At 64.7% G+C, this 18702-nt stretch carries 15 protein-coding genes, 1 tRNA gene and 1 pseudogene; 10 read left to right on the forward strand and 7 right to left on the reverse strand.

The window, feature by feature from the left end:
• The first annotated feature begins 129 nt into the window (after positions 1 to 129).
• The 5 genes from AB0L63_RS11470 (at position 130) to AB0L63_RS11490 (ending at position 5621) form a co-directional block, all read left to right on the forward strand.
• Positions 130 to 336: a cold-shock protein gene (locus AB0L63_RS11470; protein ID WP_011206895.1), complete on the forward strand. Its 207-nt coding sequence runs from the start codon at positions 130 to 132 to the stop codon at positions 334 to 336.
• A gap of 354 nt (positions 337 to 690) precedes the next feature.
• Positions 691 to 3501 carry a type I DNA topoisomerase gene (topA, locus tag AB0L63_RS11475; protein WP_364498257.1) on the forward strand — a complete coding sequence of 937 codons (2811 nt, stop codon included), beginning with the start codon at positions 691 to 693 and terminating at the stop codon, positions 3499 to 3501.
• 61 nt (positions 3502 to 3562) lie between these two features.
• The gene (locus tag AB0L63_RS11480) at positions 3563 to 4066 is read left to right on the forward strand and encodes a DUF664 domain-containing protein (protein WP_364498024.1); all 504 of its coding nucleotides are present in this window, start codon (positions 3563 to 3565) and stop codon (positions 4064 to 4066) included.
• 79 nt (positions 4067 to 4145) lie between these two features.
• Positions 4146 to 5351, forward strand: a complete 1206-nt coding sequence (locus tag AB0L63_RS11485) for a DNA polymerase III subunit delta' (protein ID WP_364498027.1) — start codon at positions 4146 to 4148, stop codon at positions 5349 to 5351.
• Between the two features lie 194 nt (positions 5352 to 5545).
• Positions 5546 to 5621, forward strand: a tRNA-Thr gene (locus AB0L63_RS11490).
• Positions 5622 to 6073: 452 nt separating this feature from the next.
• Here the strand turns inward: AB0L63_RS11490 and AB0L63_RS11495 are convergent.
• Together AB0L63_RS11495 and AB0L63_RS11500 are read right to left on the reverse strand one after the other, a co-directional pair.
• Positions 6074 to 6586, reverse strand: coding sequence for a DNA starvation/stationary phase protection protein (locus AB0L63_RS11495; RefSeq protein ID WP_364498030.1), 513 nt, complete (start codon positions 6584 to 6586; stop codon positions 6074 to 6076).
• Positions 6587 to 6787: 201 nt separating this feature from the next.
• Positions 6788 to 6937 (reverse strand): annotated as a pseudogene (locus tag AB0L63_RS11500) (diguanylate cyclase); the annotation flags it as partial.
• Positions 6938 to 7035: 98 nt separating this feature from the next.
• Here AB0L63_RS11500 and AB0L63_RS11505 point away from each other — a divergent pair.
• Positions 7036 to 7731: a cupin domain-containing protein gene (locus AB0L63_RS11505; RefSeq protein ID WP_364498033.1), complete on the forward strand. Its 696-nt coding sequence runs from the start codon at positions 7036 to 7038 to the stop codon at positions 7729 to 7731.
• Positions 7732 to 8293: 562 nt separating this feature from the next.
• Here the strand turns inward: AB0L63_RS11505 and AB0L63_RS11510 are convergent.
• The gene (locus AB0L63_RS11510) at positions 8294 to 9121 is read right to left on the reverse strand and encodes an OB-fold domain-containing protein (protein ID WP_364498036.1); all 828 of its coding nucleotides are present in this window, start codon (positions 9119 to 9121) and stop codon (positions 8294 to 8296) included.
• Between the two features lie 152 nt (positions 9122 to 9273).
• Positions 9274 to 11580, reverse strand: a complete 2307-nt coding sequence (locus AB0L63_RS11515; protein ID WP_364498038.1) for a LuxR C-terminal-related transcriptional regulator — start codon at positions 11578 to 11580, stop codon at positions 9274 to 9276.
• Positions 11581 to 11887: 307 nt separating this feature from the next.
• On the opposite strand from AB0L63_RS11515, the gene AB0L63_RS11520 reads away from it, so the two are divergent.
• Both AB0L63_RS11520 and AB0L63_RS11525 read left to right on the forward strand, forming a co-directional pair.
• The gene (locus AB0L63_RS11520) at positions 11888 to 12901 is read left to right on the forward strand and encodes an alpha/beta hydrolase (RefSeq protein WP_364498041.1); all 1014 of its coding nucleotides are present in this window, start codon (positions 11888 to 11890) and stop codon (positions 12899 to 12901) included.
• Between the two features lie 48 nt (positions 12902 to 12949).
• On the forward strand, positions 12950 to 14251 hold the full coding sequence (locus AB0L63_RS11525; protein WP_364498043.1) for a DUF3533 domain-containing protein: 1302 nt from the start codon (positions 12950 to 12952) through the stop codon (positions 14249 to 14251).
• An 11-nt stretch (positions 14252 to 14262) separates the two neighbouring features.
• On the opposite strand, the gene AB0L63_RS11530 is transcribed toward AB0L63_RS11525, so the two are convergent.
• From AB0L63_RS11530 to AB0L63_RS11540, 3 genes are all read right to left on the reverse strand, one after another.
• Positions 14263 to 15042: a transglycosylase SLT domain-containing protein gene (locus AB0L63_RS11530; protein ID WP_364498045.1), complete on the reverse strand. Its 780-nt coding sequence runs from the start codon at positions 15040 to 15042 to the stop codon at positions 14263 to 14265.
• A 223-nt stretch (positions 15043 to 15265) separates the two neighbouring features.
• Complete coding sequence (locus tag AB0L63_RS11535) at positions 15266 to 16402, reverse strand: alpha/beta hydrolase family protein (protein WP_364498048.1); 1137 nt, start codon at positions 16400 to 16402, stop codon at positions 15266 to 15268.
• 24 nt (positions 16403 to 16426) lie between these two features.
• Positions 16427 to 17479 (reverse strand): alpha/beta hydrolase, encoded by a 1053-nt coding sequence (locus AB0L63_RS11540; RefSeq protein ID WP_364498050.1) that lies wholly within the window; start codon positions 17477 to 17479, stop codon positions 16427 to 16429.
• Positions 17480 to 18021: 542 nt separating this feature from the next.
• Here AB0L63_RS11540 and AB0L63_RS11545 point away from each other — a divergent pair.
• The gene (locus AB0L63_RS11545) at positions 18022 to 18483 is read left to right on the forward strand and encodes a DUF2752 domain-containing protein (RefSeq protein WP_364498053.1); all 462 of its coding nucleotides are present in this window, start codon (positions 18022 to 18024) and stop codon (positions 18481 to 18483) included.
• Between the two features lie 22 nt (positions 18484 to 18505).
• Positions 18506 to 18694: a hypothetical protein gene (locus AB0L63_RS11550; RefSeq protein WP_364498056.1), complete on the forward strand. Its 189-nt coding sequence runs from the start codon at positions 18506 to 18508 to the stop codon at positions 18692 to 18694.
• The last annotated feature ends 8 nt before the right edge of the window (positions 18695 to 18702 follow it).

Below are 18702 nucleotides of genomic sequence, written 5' to 3' on the forward strand. Positions count from 1 at the left end.
CAGGATCGATGTTGCGGTCGGTGTGCTTGGTGCTTTCCTGCAGGGGGAACCAACAGTACAGCGGTCGGAACGGACCCGGTGGGCGAACCTACTTGTCCGCCGTTCCGGTAAGAAAAGAGAAGGAACAGAATGGCACAGGGAACTGTGAAGTGGTTCAACGCGGAGAAGGGGTTCGGCTTCATCGCGCCCGAGGACGGCTCCGCTGACGTCTTCGTCCACTACTCCGAGATCCAAGGGTCGGGCTTCCGCACCCTCGAGGAGAACCAGAAGGTCGAGTTCGAGGTTGGCCAGGGCACCAAGGGCCCGCAGGCCACCGGAGTTCGCGCGCTCAGCTGAGCGACGCAACAATTCGCTCGTCCCTCACCACCGGTAACGGAGGTGAGGGACGAGCTATATCTGGGGTAAGACAAAAACCGACGCGGACCTGCGGTGCGGCTGTGTCGTGACAGGCACTGCATACTGATCACCAGCGACGCAGGTACGCTCTGTGGTTCGAGTCGCAAGCGCTCGGCCACACGTCGCGTCAAGGTATAAACGTGTCTAGTGGCAACGTCCTCCCCGTCGCTGCCGCTTGCCCCAGCCGCGCACAGCGCGAAAAAGCGCCGCGCGGGTCGATAAGGAAAGGTGTATTCGCCGGTGGCAACACGAGACCGCGGTGCAGCCGACCAGGGCCGTCCCCTGCGTCGTCTCGTGATCGTCGAGTCCCCGACCAAGGCCCGCAAGATAGCGCCCTACCTGGGCCGCAATTACACGGTCGAGGCGTCGGTCGGTCATATCCGGGACCTGCCGCGCGGTGCGGCGGACGTGCCCGCCAAGTACAAGGGCCAGTCCTGGGCGCGCCTTGGCGTCGACGTCGATAACGACTTCGAGCCCATCTATGTGGTGAGTCCGGATAAGAAGGCCAAGGTCTCCGAGCTCAAGGCCTTGTTGGCCGACGCCGATGAGCTCTATCTCGCCACCGACCCCGACCGCGAGGGCGAGGCCATCGCCTGGCACCTGTTGGAGACGTTGAAGCCAAAGGTGCCGGTGCGGCGCATGGTGTTCCATGAGATCACCGAGCCAGCCATTCTGGCCGCCGCGGCCGATACCCGCGATCTGGACAACGATCTGGTCGACGCGCAGGAAACCCGGCGCATCCTGGACCGGCTCTATGGCTACGAGGTCAGTCCCGTGCTGTGGAAGAAGGTCATGCCGCGATTGTCGGCGGGCCGGGTGCAGTCGGTCGCGACCCGGGTGATCGTGCAGCGCGAGCGCGAGCGGATGGCATTCCGCTCTGCCGAGTACTGGGATATCGCGGCGAAGTTGGATGCCGGCGGGGACAACGGCGACGCCACCAATCCACGGACCTTCGGGGCGCGATTGGTCACCGTCGACGGGACCAGGGTCGCCACCGGTCGGGACTTCGGACCGGATGGGCAGCTCAAGGGCAATGGCGTGGTGGTCCTCGACGAGCCCTATGCCCGGCGCCTCGCCGAAGCGCTCGCGGGCGCCGATCTGGTCGTTTCCTCCGCGGAGGCCAAGCCGTATACGCGCAAGCCGTACGCGCCGTTCATGACTTCGACGTTGCAGCAGGAGGCGGGCCGCAAACTGCGGTTCAATGCCGAGCGCACCATGCGGGTCGCGCAGCGGCTGTACGAGAACGGCTACATCACCTATATGCGTACCGACTCGACCACACTGTCGGAGTCGGCGATCGCCGCGGCCAGATCGCAGGCGACCCAGTTGTACGGCACGGAGTATGTGCATCCGACGCCCCGGCAGTACACCCGCAAGGTGAAGAATGCGCAGGAGGCGCATGAGGCGATCCGTCCGGCGGGCGATACCTTCGCGACCCCGGGCCAGTTGCATGCGCGGTTGGACAATGACGAGTTCCGGCTCTACGAGCTGATCTGGCAGCGCACCGTCGCCTCGCAGATGGCCGATGCCAGGGGCACCACGCTGACGCTGCGGATCACCGGTGTCGCGGGTACCGGCGAAGAGTGCGTGTTCTCGGCCTCCGGTCGGACCATCACCTTCCCGGGCTTCCTCAAGGCCTACGTGGAGAGTGTCGACGAGGAGGCGGGCGGTCAGTCCGATGACGCCGAATCCCGGCTGCCCGCACTCGACGAGGGTGAGCGCGTTACCGCGGTGGAGCTGAATCCCGATGGGCACAGCACGAATCCGCCCGCGCGGTATACCGAAGCTTCGTTGATCAAGACGCTCGAAGACCTCGGCATCGGTCGGCCTTCGACGTATTCGTCGATCATCAAGACGATTCTCGACCGTGGATACGTGTACAAGCGCGGCAGTGCGCTGGTGCCGTCGTGGGTCGCCTTCGCGGTGGTCGGTCTGCTGGAGGCGTACTTCGGTCGGCTGGTCGATTTCGACTTCACCGCCGCGATGGAGGACGACCTCGATGCCATCGCAGGCGGGCGTGAGCAGCGCGGAAATTGGTTGTCCAGCTTCTATTTCGGTGGCGATCACGGTGTCGAGGGTTCGGTCGCGCGCTCCGGCGGTCTGAAGCGAATGGTCGGCGACCGGCTCGATGACATCGATGCCCGCGAGGTCAATTCGATCAAGCTGTTCGTCGACGGCGCGGGTCGCGACGTTGTGGTCCGGGTCGGTCGGTTCGGACCGTATCTGGAGCGCATGGTTGCCAATCCTGATGACCCGGAAGGGGATTCGATTTCGCAGCGGGCGAATCTGCCCGATGATCTGCCGCCGGATGAGCTGACCCCTGAGGTCGCCGAGAACCTTTTCTCGACACCACAGGAGGGACGTGCGCTGGGTGTCGATCCGGCGACCGGACACGAAATCGTTGCCAAGGAAGGACGTTTCGGGCCGTACGTCACCGAGATCCTGCCGGAGCCCGCGGCCGAGGACGGGCCGGCGAAGAAGACCGCGAAAAAGGCTGCGGCGCCCAAGCCGCGGACCGGATCGCTGTTCAAAGGTATGGATCTGGCCACGGTTACGCTCGACGATGCGCTGAAGTTGTTGTCGCTGCCGCGCGTTGTCGGTGCCGATCCGCTCTCCGGTGAGGAGATCACCGCGCAGAACGGGCGCTACGGCCCGTATCTGAAGAAGGGCACCGATTCCCGTTCGCTGCTCAACGAGGATCAGATCTTCACCGTGACGTTGGATGAGGCGCTCGAGATCTACGCCGAGCCCAAGCGACGCGGACGCCAGACCGCCAGTACCGCGGCGCTGCGCGAACTCGGGAACGATTCGGCCACCGGTAAGCCGATGGTGATCAAGGACGGGCGCTTCGGTCCCTACGTCACCGATGGTGAGACCAATGCCAGCCTGCGCAAGGGCGACGAGGTCGATTCGATCACCGATGAGCGGGCCTCGGAACTGCTCGCCGATCGGCGCGCGCGTGGTCCGGTGAAGAAGACCGCCAAGAAGGCGGCGGCGAAGAAGACGCCGGCCAAGAAGGCGACCGCGGCGAAGAAGGCGACGGCGGTGAAGAAGACCGCCGTCAAGAAAACCACCGCCAAGAAGTCGGCCGCGAAGAAGTCTTGACAGCTTCGTCGATGCCGTAGCCCCGCCCCGTATCGAAGCTCGACCGGGAAAGGGGACCACCATGGCCGTCGATCAGGAATGTGAAGATCTCATCCTCGTACTTGCCAGTCAGCGCGAGCTGTTCCGCATCACGCTGCGGGGTATCGATGAGGAGCAGGCACGACAGCGCACCGCGGTCAGCGAGTTGACGCTCGGTGGACTGTTGCATCATGTCGTCAACTGCGAGCGGCACTGGACAAAGGTCATTGTCGAACGCGATGAGACGGCGAAGCAGGAACTGGACGAATTCGAGGGCGAATATGTGATGGCGCCCGACGATACGGTTGCGGGACTGCTGGCCACCTGGGACGAGGTGGCGGAGGCGACCGCGAAGCTGATTCGCACCGAGTCGGATCTGAGCACGTCCATCCCGACTCCGACGACACCGTGGACGCCCGACCGCGTTTGGTGGACCGTGCGGTTCACGCTGCTGCACGTGCTGCGCGAGATCGCCCATCACAGTGGGCATGCCGACATCATTCGGGAGGCGCTCGACGGCGCCAACACCACCTACCAGCGCGCCTGACTCGGACCCGCTCAGCCGATGGCCGCGCGACGCGAAATCCGGACCGAGGCTGTCGGTGGAGGCGGCTAGGGTGTACGGCGTGGCGGGTGTCTTCGATCGGCTGGTTGGGCAGGATGCGGTCGAGTCCGAATTGCGGGCGGCCGCGGTCGCCGCGCGCGGAGGGACCGGCAATGGTGCGATGACGCATTCGTGGCTGTTCACCGGGCCGCCCGGATCAGGGAGATCGGTTGCGGCGCTGTGCTTTGCGGCCGCGCTGCAGTGTACGGACGAGGGTCCGCCCGGATGCGGTCGATGCCACGCGTGCACGACCACGATGGCCGGAACGCACGGCGATGTGCGGCGGGTGATTCCGGAGGGGCTGAGTATCTCCACCAAGGAGATGCGCGAGATCGTGCAGATCGCCGCGCGGCGGCCGAGCACCGGTCGATGGCAGGTGGTGCTGATCGAGGACGCCGATCGGTTGACCGAGGCGGCGGGCAACGTGCTGTTGAAGGTGGTCGAGGAGCCGCCGGATCGGACGGTATTCCTGCTATGCGCGCCGTCGGTGGATCCGGAGGACATCTCCGTGACGCTGCGGTCGCGCTGTCGGCATGTGCATCTGGTGACGCCCTCGGTGCCCGCCATCGCGCAGGTGCTGCGGGAGCGTGACAAGCTCGATGAGAAGACCGCAACCTGGGCGGCATCGGTGAGTGGCGGTCATGTCGGGCGGGCTCGACGGCTGGCCACCGATGCGGATGCCCGTGCTCGTCGGCAGCGGGCGTTGGCGTTGGTTGGCGCGGTTTCGCGGCCCGGTGCCGCCTATGTGGCCGCGGACGAATTGGTGAAATCCGCCGACGACGAGGCCAAACAGATGAGCGCGGCCCGCGACGAACGTGAACGCGAAGAATTGGCGACCGCACTCGGCGCGGGCGGTACTGGCAAAGGCGCCGCGGGCGCGACCCGAGGTTCGGCCGGTGTGCTCAAGGATTTGGAGCGCAGACAGAAATCCCGCGCTACCCGCACCGGCCGCGATGCCCTCGACCGCGCCCTCATCGACGTCGCGGGCGTTTACCGTGACGCGCTCGCCGTCCGCTTCGGCGCCGCCCGCAACGGTTCCGGCGTCACCCTCACCCACCCCGATATGTCCGACCAGATCCACGACCTCGCCGACCGCGTCCATCCCGAGGGACTGCTCCGCTCCATCGAAGCCGTCCTTGCCTGCCGCGAGGCCCTCGACCTCAATGTCAAACCCCGCTTCGCCCTCGCCGCCATGGTCGCCTCCCTCATCTCCGCCCAATCCGCGTAGCCGATTCCCGCCGTCGACCCTCCCGCGCGCTTCACTCGTCATGAATAAGGGGGTTCGATCCGCCCCAATGCTCGACTGGCGAGTTATGCAGCGACTCAGGCCGGCAGCCGTCCGGCCTGCCCATCGCACTGCGATGACCTCCCGTTTTCGCGATCCGACCACCGAGACGATAGACTCGCGACGCCGAAAGGCACGCCGCCTTAGCTCAGTCGGTAGAGCGCTTCACTCGTAATGAAAAGGTCGGGGGTTCGATTCCCCCAGGCGGCTCCACAGCTTCTTGCTATAGCGCCAGTTAGGGCTAGTTTTCCGAGGTATTCGTGTCGTTTACTCGCTGCGTCGCCGTAGTTGGCCTCATCTTGTTCAATTCTGGCGGTCGCGGGAGATCGCGGCGGATCGGCGCGCAACTCGTGTAGGGACGCGGGTACCCCATATGTGTCCTGGGTCACTGCCATCCAACTTGTCGTCGGTTGTGCGTGCGCACAACGGCGGTGTTCGAAGTGGTTGGGTGCGCCCGTCGCCAGGGGCGACGACCTCCGGCGACACTGAATTCCCCTGATCCGCACGGATGGAGTACACCGTCAAGGAGAAGCACTCCTACATCGACGGGGTCGCTGTGCAGGCCGCGCTGGTTGAACGCGCGCTCGATGACATCGCGCATTCTGAGGGGAGGCAACCCGCCGCGAGCTGGCAGGCCGGCGGCGGGTCGATGGGGGTGCGGGCGGCTAGACCTTACGGTTCTCCGACTTGATCATCCACGCCAACTTCTCCAGCGAGTCGATGACCTGATGCAACAGGTCGCTGGTGCTGGGGTCTTCGGCGTCGACGGCATCGTGCACGGTGCGGATGGTGTCGATCGCTGCGTAGGTCCGCGTCGTGACCAAATCGACGACGTCGGTGGTGTTCACCTCATTGGCGGGGAACGGCGGGAGGCTCGTCGTCGCCGCGATGGTGTCGGATCGGCCGTCCGGGACCGCGTCGAGGGCGCGCATCCGCTCGGCGATGGTGTCGCTGCTCTCGCGGGCCGCATCGACGAGTTCATCGAGTTGCAGGTGTAGGTCACGGAAGTTCGACCCCACAACGTTCCAGTGGGCCTGCTTGCCTTGCAGGTGCAGTTCGATGAGATCGACGAGTACGCGCTGCAGACTGGTGGCGAGCCGGGGGGAAGCGGTGAAATTCCGGACATCATCGGCAAGACGACGATTGGTGCGTTGCTGGGTCCGAGTTGCGGCACTCATAGTTGTACTCCCTTCTGGATCTTCCATCGAGAACAACGGCCACTTTAATTGGAATAATTCCAGATTGCACTGTTGTGCAAGTCACTGGCATCTATGGGAGCGGCTCGGCCGCCGCGGCTTCATTCTAGTTGCTGACCGTATGCTATCGACGGATAAGCCGGAAGTGGATGGCATTGGGTGCTCGATTGCCGACGGAGATGTCTATTCCGCCCAAGCGTTTCCGAGGATGACGTCGACGAAATCGGTTCGAGTGAAGCCGGGTACATAGTGGACGAGGACGTCCGCGTTCACGGTGCCGAAGGTGGAGTCGGGGCGATGGGCGCAGCCCTGGGTGAATGCCGCGAGGATCTGCGGCGGGGTGTCCTACTGACGTTGCGAAGTAGCGGGACGTATGCTGGCGAACGCTGCGGCGTCGCTGGGTACCCTGTCCGCCGTGCAAACGGAGGCGTATGTCAAGCGAATCCGAACCGGAAACGATTGGAGTCAACCGGCGCGCGGTGATCGGGACCGGTGCCGCCGCGCTGGGGGGAGCCGCATTGGGCGCTGGGCTGATGGCGGCTACCGGCTGCGCGGACACCGCCGCGAGCCAACTGCCGAATACCGGTGAGGTCGTCGAGAATCTGCAGAACTCCACGCACCTGTTCCATCTCACCTCGGCGGACCCGGAGCGTTTCGACGGCGGCACCCTCCAAGGCGCCCATGAGGGCAGCTTCCCGGTGCTGGCCGGACAGCATGGATCGGTCTACTTCGTCCGACTGGAGCCGGGCGGGATCCGCGAACCACACTGGCACCCGAGCGCCTGGGAAATGAACTACCATATTTCCGGAACCGCGAAATGGACCATTCTCGGCACCCATTCCGACGGTAGCTATCACACCCAATCCTTCGAAGCCCAGCCGGGCGATCTCGTGTTCGCGCCGCAGGGCTTCTTCCACTACTTCGAGAACGCCCGCACCGACGCACCTCTCGAGGTGCTCATCGTGTTCAATACCAGCGCTGCGGAAACCAACGACGACATCGGCATCCTCGCCGCGATCAACTCCATCCCACGCTCCGTGCTCGCCACCGTGCTCACCATCCCGGAATCCGCCTTAGCGGGCATCCCCACGGATATCGAACCGGTTGTGGTCACCAAACGACACTGACGGTGATTGCCGCGCCCGCACCGACATTCATCGGCGATGCGGCCGGCGGTGGGCGCGTGGTCTGCGGGTCGAGCCGAAGCCCCACAGCCCACGACGAGGAGCTTCATCAGCCACGCGAGCGCCCAGAATCGCTGTGTCACACGGGTTTCAGCAATTTATTTATCCGATGACGGGCTACCGCTACAACGAACCGGGGAATGCCGATACGGTGCAACGCCGATGTTGGCATCGGATAGCAGTTCGGCCAAACCGACTTCCAAGTGCTCGGCGGTCCTTCGCAGGCCGATCGCCACCGTCCGCGCGGGTGTGTCCGCGCTGCTTTCTAGTCGGATCGGGGCGATGGCCATCCCGTCGATATCGATGCGGCAGATGTATGCCGGACCCTCCGCCGATTGGTCTGGGCGGGGCCTCCCGATCGTGACGAGGACCCGCTTGCCACCCACGGCGAGGGTTCTGGTGGCCAAGACCGAACCGCTCCCGGAAGTCATAGCGCCACACTATGGCTGCCGGTTGGATTGCCTGCCATTCCTACCGCGTGGCGACACGCCCATGCGCCCGCGGGCTAGTGCTTGGCGTCGTCCAGCATCCGGGCCGGGAGCGCGGTCGGACTCAGCTGCCACGCCTGGGTCAGGGCGTCCTTCAAGTGCCGCTTCACCCCGTGCACCTGGACGCTATCGGTCCGCCGTGGGGCCAGTGCCTCCTGCATCATGTGCAGAAACCGGCGACGGGTGACTCCGAAGGTTACGAGCAGCTCGCCGGCGGTGGCGCCGCCGAATGGCGCCCATCGGATCGCAAAACTGATCAGGGCTTTCGCCGCCGCGTCCAAGGCCTTCGCGTCTTCCATGAGTTCACACTCGCGCAGCGATGTCCGCACCCACCACTGGTCGTAGCGCGGCTCGACCTCGTGACGATGCGCCGACTGCACAGCGTTCGATGCACTTCGGCACTGTGGCGCGGGGCGAAGGCCGCCGTCCGAATCGGGCGTCGCGGGGCAGATAGCGAACACCGGAAACCGATCTACTCGAGGACGCGGCTCGAATTGCACCCGTACCGGCAGCTTCGAGCCCGGTGCGACATCCCCTTCGATCGTCGCGTACACCCACGGGCCCTCGTCGAGTTCCACGATGGCGATTGTCAACGGCATCACTTGGGCGTGCGGACGGCTCATACTCCGGTGTACGAGCCGCCACGACACGATCGAACCGAGACCCGACGATGGCGACCACTCGAGGTCCCAGGTCCGACACGTCGAACACTCGGCCGTCAGGGGTGCGAACAACTTGCAGCAGCGCCCACAGCGCCGAATCATCATGGTGGGTTCGGCCCCGGTGAGGATGCTGCTCGACTCGTATCTGTGCTCGGACATGTATCGCCTCGATGTGATAGCCATGAATGCTGTCCCGACCAAGCGTCTGCGCGGTGGCGTCCGAATACGACCGTAGAATTACCCATTTTTTTCCGAATGGGTCCTACCCACAGACATCGTATGCCCAGGTCGATACCGCATCTGGCCCGTCTTGTCCGCACCGCGGTCGAGCAGCGTTACGGCTGTCGTTGTGCGCGCGCGGTCCAGGCGGCTATCTGTGCTCGGGAGGAGTAGCCGAGTTTACAGAGGATGTTTTCCAGGTGACGGTCGACGGTGCGTGGCGACAGGACGAGCTGTTGGGCGATCTTCCGGTTGCTGAGACCCTGTGCGACGAGCTCGGCCACTTGCCGCTCGCGGGCGGTGAGCATGGTGTCCTCCTGCTCGTCCGGCTCCTGGGCGGTCTGGCTGGGGTCGAGCGCGTACTGGATCGCTTGGGCGTGGTCGAGTGCCGCGCCGCGCGTTCTTTCCGCACGCTGCACTGCCTGCCGCAATGACTGGTCGAGAGTGTGCTGGCAGGCCGAGTGCTGGGCTTCCAGATGCGGTCCGAACACCGCGATCGAGGTGCCGATGCGGTGCCACACCGATCCGACCGCGCCCATCAGTCCCGCCGCGTGCCGGTATTCGCCGCGGGCGGCGGCGATCCAGGCCAGCAATTCCATCATCAGCGCCGCGCCCACGTGGTCATTGAATTCGCGCTGGATCTCCAGTGCGGCACGGGTCGAGTCGACCGCGGTGTCGTATTCGCCACGGAGGAACTGGTCGTAGCCGAGGGTCCAGAGCGAATAGGATTTCGTCCACCGCTCGCCGCGATGGTCGGCCAATGCGATGCCCCGGTGGGCCGTCGCGCCCGCGCTGCGGTCACCGGCGTTCGCTTGGGCCAGGGCGAGCTGGAACAGCGTCATGCAGACCACATCATCGTCGTCCGAGTAGTCCGCGACGGTCTTCTCGAAGGCCGTGATGGCCGGTGCGAGGTGTCCGTGGAACATCTCCGCCGTGCCGCGCAGACAGCTCACCCAGCCCAGCGCGTGCCGGTCGCCCACCGCCGCCGCTGCCGCCGCGCATTCGTCGAGCGCCGCCGTGGCCGCTTCGAATTCGCCAAGCAGCAGCCGCACCCATCCCGCGACCCACAGTGCGGAGATCCGCTCCGAGCCGGTTCGGTCGGCGACCCGCAGCGCCTTATCGATCCACCGCCGTCCCTCACCAAGGAACCCGTCGGCGCACCAGTGATAGCGCAGGGCGGTGACCAGCGCGAGCGCATCGCGGACGGCCGTTGGTGTGCTCGTTGCCCAGTCCAGCGCCGCCTGCAGGTTGTCGCGCTCGGCGCGTAGCTCGGCCAGACCGGCCGCTTGGCCCGGTCCGTTCCAGGCTCCGGCGATCTGCTCGGCGAGCGCGAGGTAGTGGTCGCAATGCCGCTTACACAGGGCGCCGGTCTCGTCCCGCTCAGCCAGCCGGTGCCATCCGTATTCACGGATCGTTTCCAGCATCCGATACCGCGGCGGGCCGTCGGTAGGTACGGGCGCCAGGATCGACTGCGCGACCAGATGGTCGATCAGGTCCAGAATGCGTTCCCGCGGCAGGTCGGAACCAGCGCATACCCCTTCTGCCGCGGCCAGGGTGAATCCGCCGGTGAACACCGACAGCCGCGCCCACAGTAGCTGTTCGGACGGCTGGCACAGCTCATAGCTCCAGTCGATCAGGGCCCGCAGCGTTCGCTGGCGCGGTACCGCGGCCCGGATAGACCCGGCCAACAGCATGAACCGGTCCTCTAGTCGGTCCAGGACCGCGGGTAGCGACAGCGACCGCAGCCGGGTCGCGGCGAGCTCGATGGCCAACGGAATCCCGTCCAGCCGCTCGCAGACTCGCACCACCACATCCGCATCACGTTCGGTCAGGGTCAGCTCCGGGCGCACCGCCCGAGCCCGCTCCACCAGCATCGCCGGGGCATCGTAGGCGGCCAGCGCCCCGAGGGTGACCGGAAGGCTCGGCATCGACAGCGGTGGGACCGTGTATACGTGCTCGCCCGCGACGCCGAGCAACTCGCGACTAGTGGTAAGAATCCGCAGCCCGGCACAGGATCGCAACAGCAGGTTGCACAGCGCGCCGCACGCATCGACCAGGTGTTCGCAGTTGTCCAGCACGATCAATGCCTGCATGTCGGCGAGGTGCTCGACGAGCTGCTCCTCGATCGTCCGGTTCGATACATCCAAGCCCAGGCTGGTCAGCACCGTCTGCGCCACCAGATCGGCATCGCCGACGCCGGACAGGTCGACGAGCCACACCCCATCCGGAAACGATCGGCCGGCAACGGCCGCGACCTCGCTGGCGAGCCGGGTCTTTCCGACACCGCCCACACCGGTGAGCGTGACCAACCGTGCCGTCGCGAGCAACCCCCGGACCTCGCGGATCTCCCGTTGCCGTCCGACGAAACTTGTCACCGCGAATGGCAGGTTACCGACCACGCGAGTGGGCTTACTTCGCCCCATGAAACCCAATCTAGCCGTGCCAGGGGCTCGGCGAGGGCCCAGTGTGTGCAGGTCGTCGCCAAAGTGATAGCTACCGGATCGCCCTGGCATCCGCGATGCCGTTTGTGCCCGACGGTGCGTCCGAATGCCGACGCACCGTAAGCGAGCTGCGTAGGTGGGTGGCGAAGTGGGTGTTTTTACCCATGTCCGCGAGTGACGGATCTGTAACGCTCGGGTAACTGTGTTCCATAACGCTCAGGTAACAGTTGTGAGCAGGAGGTCGACCTTTGATAACGCACCGTGTGTGCCCAATTGACGAGGGTTTCGAATGGCACAAGCTACGCCGGTGACGGCTCTTCCGTGGCCTGAAGCGTCACAACCGATCGTCGAAGAATCCAACCAGGCAAGTATCGGGACCCGAATCGCCCATCCGCTGCTGCGCGGCACCGTCGGGCTCGGGCTGGCAGCGCTGGCGCGGATAGGTGGCTGCGGCCCGGTCGAGCTGCTCCGGGTCGGCCGTCTCATCGACCTACCGGCCGCCGTACTTGTCCCCCCGCCGAACGGCACCAAACGCCGGACCGTTCGGTCGGGAAACTTGCGCGCCGAATGGTTGTGGCACGGCGATCTCGCCGACCCGCGGCAACAACGTGATTCAGCATTGCTGTACTTCCACGGTGGCGGGTTTTTCAGCTGCGGCCTGAACACTCATCGGCGCCTCGTCGCCCAAATCGGACGTGCCAGCCGAATGCCCGCATTCAATGTCGACTACCGACAGCTACCCGGAGCGCATTTCACCGAAACTCTCGATGATGCCGTCGCATCGTATGAATACCTACTCGAACAGGGATTCCAACCCGAGCGCATTATCGTCTCCGGTGACTCGGCCGGCGGCGGGCTCGCCTTCCGGCTGGCGCTGGCAACTCGGGAATACGGATTGCCGATGCCCGGCGGCATCTCCGCGATCGCACCATGGGCCGACTTCGATTCGACGATCCGCAACGCCCACCCCAACCGGCACCGCGATTCCTATCTGCCCACCCAGGGCATAGACATGATCGTGCGGCGCGGCTTTGCCCGCGACGGCGAACTCGACCCGACATGGTCGCCGGTCAACCACGATTTCACTGGTCTACCACCGGTCTTGATTCAGGTCGGCTCCACCGAATGCCTGCTGCCGGACGCCGAGATGCTGGTCGAACGCTGTGCGCACGCGAACGTCCCGGTGCGGCTGCAAATCTGGGATCGTGCGCCGCACGTCCATCACATCGCAGCGGATCTCCTCGCCGACGCCCGAGCCGCGATCCGTGATTTGGGACAGTTCCATCGCCAGATCCTGGCCTGACCCGGACCTGAAACACAGTCCAGCAATCACTCCGTTTACGGTGCTGTCATGACAAACCCGCAAGAGGTTGATCAGACGAGCACGCCTCGGGTGCACGTGCGGGTCTGGCTCGCGCCCGCTGTGGTGGTGTCGCTGCTCATGGCCCTGCTGGCCACGATGTACCTCGCGTATGTAGTCGATCCGGTGAAGCATCTGCACGGTTTTCCGATCGCGCTGGTCGATCAGGACAGCGGCGATGTGATCAGCGGGAAGCCGGCCAATGTGGGCAAGCAGATCAGTGACGCGCTCGTACAGCAGATTCCCAGCGACAAGATCGATCTGCGGGTGCTCGGCATCAACGAGGCTCAGCATCAGTTGAACACGGGCAATGTGTACGGGGCGATCGTCATACCGAGCGATTTCACCAAGCGACTCGGAATTCTCGCCACCGCCAGCGTGGTGCCCGGCGATGTCACCCAGCCGATCATCACGGTGTACACCAATCCGCGGACCGGGTCGTTCTCGCCGCAGGTCGTGCAGACGATCGCCGGAAACGCACTCGCACAAGCGAATCAGACGGTCGGCAAGCAGCTCACCGAGACCGTACGGGACCAGCTGCATTCGGCTGGATCGGCACCGGAACTGGTCGGCCTGAGTCGGCTGATGTTGGCCAAGCCGATCGATGTGGTCGTTGCCCCGTTTCATCCGCTGCCGTCGGGTACAGGCGGCGGACTGACAGCCTTCTTCTACACCATGATGGTGCTGCTGGCCGGATTCACCGGCACCATCGTGATCAATGCGATGGTCGATTCGTCGCTGGGCTTCGCGCCGACCGAATTCGGTCCCTGGTACGTGCACTATCCGCCGACGCCGATTTCCCGGCTGCGGACGTTGCTGCTGAAGTGGGGCGTGGTCACCGGCACCGCGCCGGTCGTGGCCGGGATATTCATGGCGATCGGGTATTGGCTGGGTATGCCGATCGATCGGCCGCTGTTGCTGTTCCTGTACAGCACCTTCGCGATCATCGCGGTCGGTGTCACGGCGCTGTCGATCGTATCCGCGCTCGGCACCGCCGGTCTGCTGGTCAACCTCATCCTGTTCATCGTGCTCGGCCTGCCCTCCTCCGGCGGCACCATCCCGATCGAAGCGCTGCCGAACTCCGTTGCCCGGCTCGCCGATTTCGAACCGATGCACCAGGTGTACCTCGGCATCAGGGCCATCTTGTACTTCAACGCCGACGGCTCGGCCGGACTCAGCCGCGCGATCTGGATGACCCTGGTCGGCCTGGTCATCGGACTGCTGCTGGGCGGTGTCGTGACGCGGTACTACGACTGGAAAGGACTACACCGCGCACCCGCGAAGTCCCGATGACGGCAAATGCGTCAGTACCAGTGGTGTCGTTGCCAGAATGCCCAGGCCCCGTCGGGGCCGCCGTAGCGCTCGTTCATGTAGTCGTAGGTCCAGCGGAGCTGGGTGAGCGGGTTGAAGCGCCAGTCCGCACCGTGGGTTCGCATCTTTTCGGCGGGCAGTGCTTGGCCGAGGCCGTAGGCGCCGCTTTCCGGGTTTATGGCGAAGACATCCCAACCGCTTTCGTGAGTGATGACGGCGTCGAAGGCGGGGAACTGGTGGAGTGGTACCACCGTCAGGGCTAAGGCCTTGGTGCCGAGGCGGATCAGGGAAAGTGCGAGTCCAGCAGCTGTTACGGCCGAGTTGTATGGGCTGGCAGTAGGGGTGACAGCGATGTCGTCGTCGGTCTCTTCGGCGGAAGCGGTGCGGCTGTCGTTCAGTCCGTCGGCGGCTGCGGTGACGTCGTTGTCCAGGTCGCTTGCGGATGTCGTGCGGATGTCGTGTCGGCTCGCGGCGGGTGGGAACGCGATGTTGTCATCGGTCTCTTCGACGGACGTGGCGACGTTATCGCCCAGACCATCCGAGGCTGCGGCGGCACCGTCGTTCGGGGCATTGGCGGATGTGGGGGCGCTGTCGTTCAGTCTGTTGGTGGACGTAGTGCCGCTATCGTCCAGAGCGTCGGTGGACATCGCGGCACCGTCGTCCACACTGTCGACGAGGGTAACGCCGCTGTCATCCAAACCTTCGGCAACGGCTGGACCGGCACAAATCACGAGCGCACCGACCGCGATAGCGGCCGCGACGAAGCGCAGCATCGGCTCACTCCTCAGCTGTGTTTGCCTTCGGTATCGATGGGTGCATGAGCTCATGTGGATCAACTTGCGAACGCGGTACAGCAGCCGAGCGTTGCCCGCCGCATGCGAGTACCCGACATCATCGAGCCACCTCCTGACTACACGTCGAAGTATTCGATGAAGCTATGTCACATCCGGCACAAGCCGGACTATTTGGTTACGCAGCGTGTCGGTGTCCGACGCGCTATGCCAAGCCGAGTCCGCGCGCGAGTACCGGCCACGAGCGCTTCAATTCGTCCTCCCAATAACCCCAAGAGTGCGTGCCCTGATCGAAGTTGTAGGTCGCCGGAATGCCGAGCGATATCAGCTTTGCCTGTAGATTTCGCATGCAGTAGTTGGCGGCTGCTTCGATAACGCCGCCGAGCGTGAGCTGATTTGTCAGTCCGTCGAGGCCGGGCTGGACATGGGGTCCGTCCAGCGTGTCATATTTTCCCGGCAGGCCATTGCCCGAGGAAAGGTAGAGCTCGATGCCGCGCAATTTATCGGCGTGCAGATACGGATCGTTTTCTGTCCATTCCGGCGAACCGACCGGGCCCCACATGTTGTCGGCGTTTCCGCCGCCCCAGGCGACCGTGAGCTTCAGGAACCTGGAGCCGATCGGATCGCTGGTCTGTGCGCAGCCGCTGTACGCGGCGGCCGCCCGGAAGAGGCCGGGTTTGACAATGGGCAGGGCCAACACCGTGGCAGTGGACGCGGAATTTCCCGCGATCGCATTGACTCCGTTGGTGCCCAGTGCGGCATTGATCAGCGGTGGCAATTCGTCGGTGAGATAGGTCTTCCATTTATTGCGTCCGAGTACCGGATCATCCTTGATCCAGTCGGTGTAATAACTGAACCTGCCGCCGATCGGCTGGACCAGGTTGACATTTTTATCCGAAAGGAACTCGCGCGCGTCGCTCTGTGCCTGCCATGATGCATCGTCCTGACCGCCGCCTGCGCCATTCAGTAGATACAAAGTCGGCCGCGGTACGGAGCCATCCGCCGGGCGTTGGATTTCTACCGGAAATTCAGCGGCCATCGCCGTAGAATAGACCTGAAGTCGGATGTTTCGACCGTCGATGTATTCGACGTCGGTTATGCGCGAACCATCCTCCGACGTCGTATCCGTAGAGATCTTCGCGGATGTGGTGAACTTGTCGGCTCGTGCAGTCGGCGCTCCGAGCGCCGTACCGACAAGCATCCCCACCATGGCGATGCCGACCGCTGATCGCGCACAGCGCGATTTCGGTACCCCTTCGATTACACCCCTGTTCATACCCAAGCTTTTAGCATCAAGATTCCGGCCGATGCCGCAGCGACACGTCGCGGGCCGGTCCGGCACCGGCCCGCGACCAGGTTGATCGGGTCAGCCTGCGGCGGCCGAGCGGGGATCAGCGCGCTCGACCACCTCGGCGAGCAGGGTGTTGAAGCGGTCGGCGGCCTCGATATTGCCGAGGTGGCCGGTGGGCCAGACCTGATAGTCGGCAAGGTGCCCCGCTCGGGCCAGCACCTCGACGATCGGGCGGGACATGCGCTCGGGCAGCAGATGGTCTTCGGAGCCCGCGATGACCGTGGTCGGCACCGTAAGGTGCTTGACGGCGTCGCCCAAATCCAGGTCGGCGAGGGCGGCGGCGTGCAGGCCGCGGGTCAACGGGCGACACGAGCGGACGATGCCGAGCGCGAAGTCCACCTCGTCGCGGGTGGTGGACTTGGACATCACCCGGGTCTTGAAGAGCGCGCTGACCGGCCAACCGCCGGGCAGCGGAATCGGCGCGGTGAGTGCGGTTTCCGCGATGATGAGCGGGACGCGGACGCTGGCGCCGAGTACGGTCACCGGGCGATTGGCTACCATGAGCGGCTTGTTGAGCAGCGGCAGCAGATCGGTTTCGTAGCGGATATCGCTGGCCGCGGTATTGGCCATGATGACCGCGCAGGCACGTCGAGTGACCTGTTCCGGATAGCGAGATGCCCACGCCTGCAGGGTGATTCCACCCATGCTGTGTCCGACGAGCACGGCGCGCTTGCCGAGCGGGAGGGTGGCTTCGAGCACGGCTTCGAGATCGTCGGCCAGCGTCTGGGCGCTGGGGCCGGTGCTGCCGAGGGTGCTCTCGCCATGGCCGCGCTGATCGTAGGCGACCACGCGGTAGCGCTCGGCGAATGCGTTGATCTGTGGATTCCAGTACTCGATGCAGCAGCTCCAGCCGTGGATCAAGACGATCACATCGCCCTCGGCGGGACCGTAGGCATGGACCCTGAGCTTGGCCCCGTCCCTGGTGGTGACCGGGATGACCTCGGGTGCGGCGGGCTTGTTGAGTGACACGGTCCGGTAGGTACGGGATCGGAGTCCGGCACGGTAGGCGGCGGTCAACGGTTCGTCTCCGCGCACCTCCGCCAGCGTCATCATCGACTTGACCAGCATTCGGCACTCCTTTGTGTCTGCCGCCACAGTACGATGCAAGCTAAGTGCTTGCAAGTGCTAGCACTTCCGGTGGCGGAAATCCTGGCGCTATCGGGTGGATACCCGAAATTAGGTCGTCCAACAGTCCCTCTCAGGAAAACATCGAGCACGAGCCGTTTCTTCCCTGGCTATCGCCTGATCCTGAGTCGCCTGTTACCCCCGCAGCCCGGCCCGTCTTGCCTCCAACTCGCTTGTCCCACCACACAATCGCGCACCCTTTCTAGGGATCAGCCCGGTTCCGAGCGCCCCGAAACAGGTGCGGCTGGATGCGTGACTTGGTCAGCTGGGAGTGAGGAAGTCGGCGATATCCTCGGGCATGACCAGGCAGACCTGGTCGTCCGGGTGGAAGTCGCCGGGACATCGCGATGGTTGGGAGCGCGCACGAAAACGGGGCGGGCCGGGTTTCGAATTGGCCGATCCGTTCGGCAATATGTTGCGCTTTGTCCAGCCTGAATAGCGGGTGCGGGGTGGGGCTGCCGCGACTACCTTTGATGCTTGTGGAGATGAGGCATGCGGCACCGGTCGCACCTTATGGCGACCCCCGACCCGAACAGCCGAGGCACACCGGGCTGCGCGCCCTGGGGTGGCCGCTGGTGGCGGCGGGTCTCGGCGTCGGAGCCGCGGTCCTACTGCATTTCCGGGACCCACACAGCGAAGGTTCCTACGGTATCTGCCCGGTCTACGCGCTGACGGGGTTCTATTGCCCCGGCTGCGGCGGCATGCGGGGCATGCACAATCTGACCGACGGCCGAATTCTCGATGCGATACATAGCAATCTGCTCGTGCTGCCGCTGGTGCTGGCCTTCGTGCTGTGGATCGGTGACTGGTCGATCCGGGCCTGGCGCGGTGAGCGGATGCGACTACCGCGCCTGCGCCCCACGACGATGTGGGTGTTCTTCGTGCTGCTCATCGGCTATACGGTGCTGCGCAATACGCCGTGGGGGACCTGGCTCACGCCGGTCTAACCGTTTCGGGCAGGCTTCGGGTATGAGTGATTCGCTGAAGGAACGTGTGCGGGCGAAGCTATTGCGCCAGCTCGACGAGGACGGCATCCGAGACCAGGAGCAGGACGACCCGCGCCAGATCTCGGTCGAGGCCGATCTCGACGCACTCGACAGCGTCGCCGAGGACGACCCGCTGATCGAAGAGCTCGCGACGCGCTACCTGGTTTTCTGACGCGAGGT

The sequence above is a fragment of the Nocardia sp. NPDC051990 genome, from assembly GCF_040680755.1.
Classification (GTDB): domain Bacteria; phylum Actinomycetota; class Actinomycetes; order Mycobacteriales; family Mycobacteriaceae; genus Nocardia.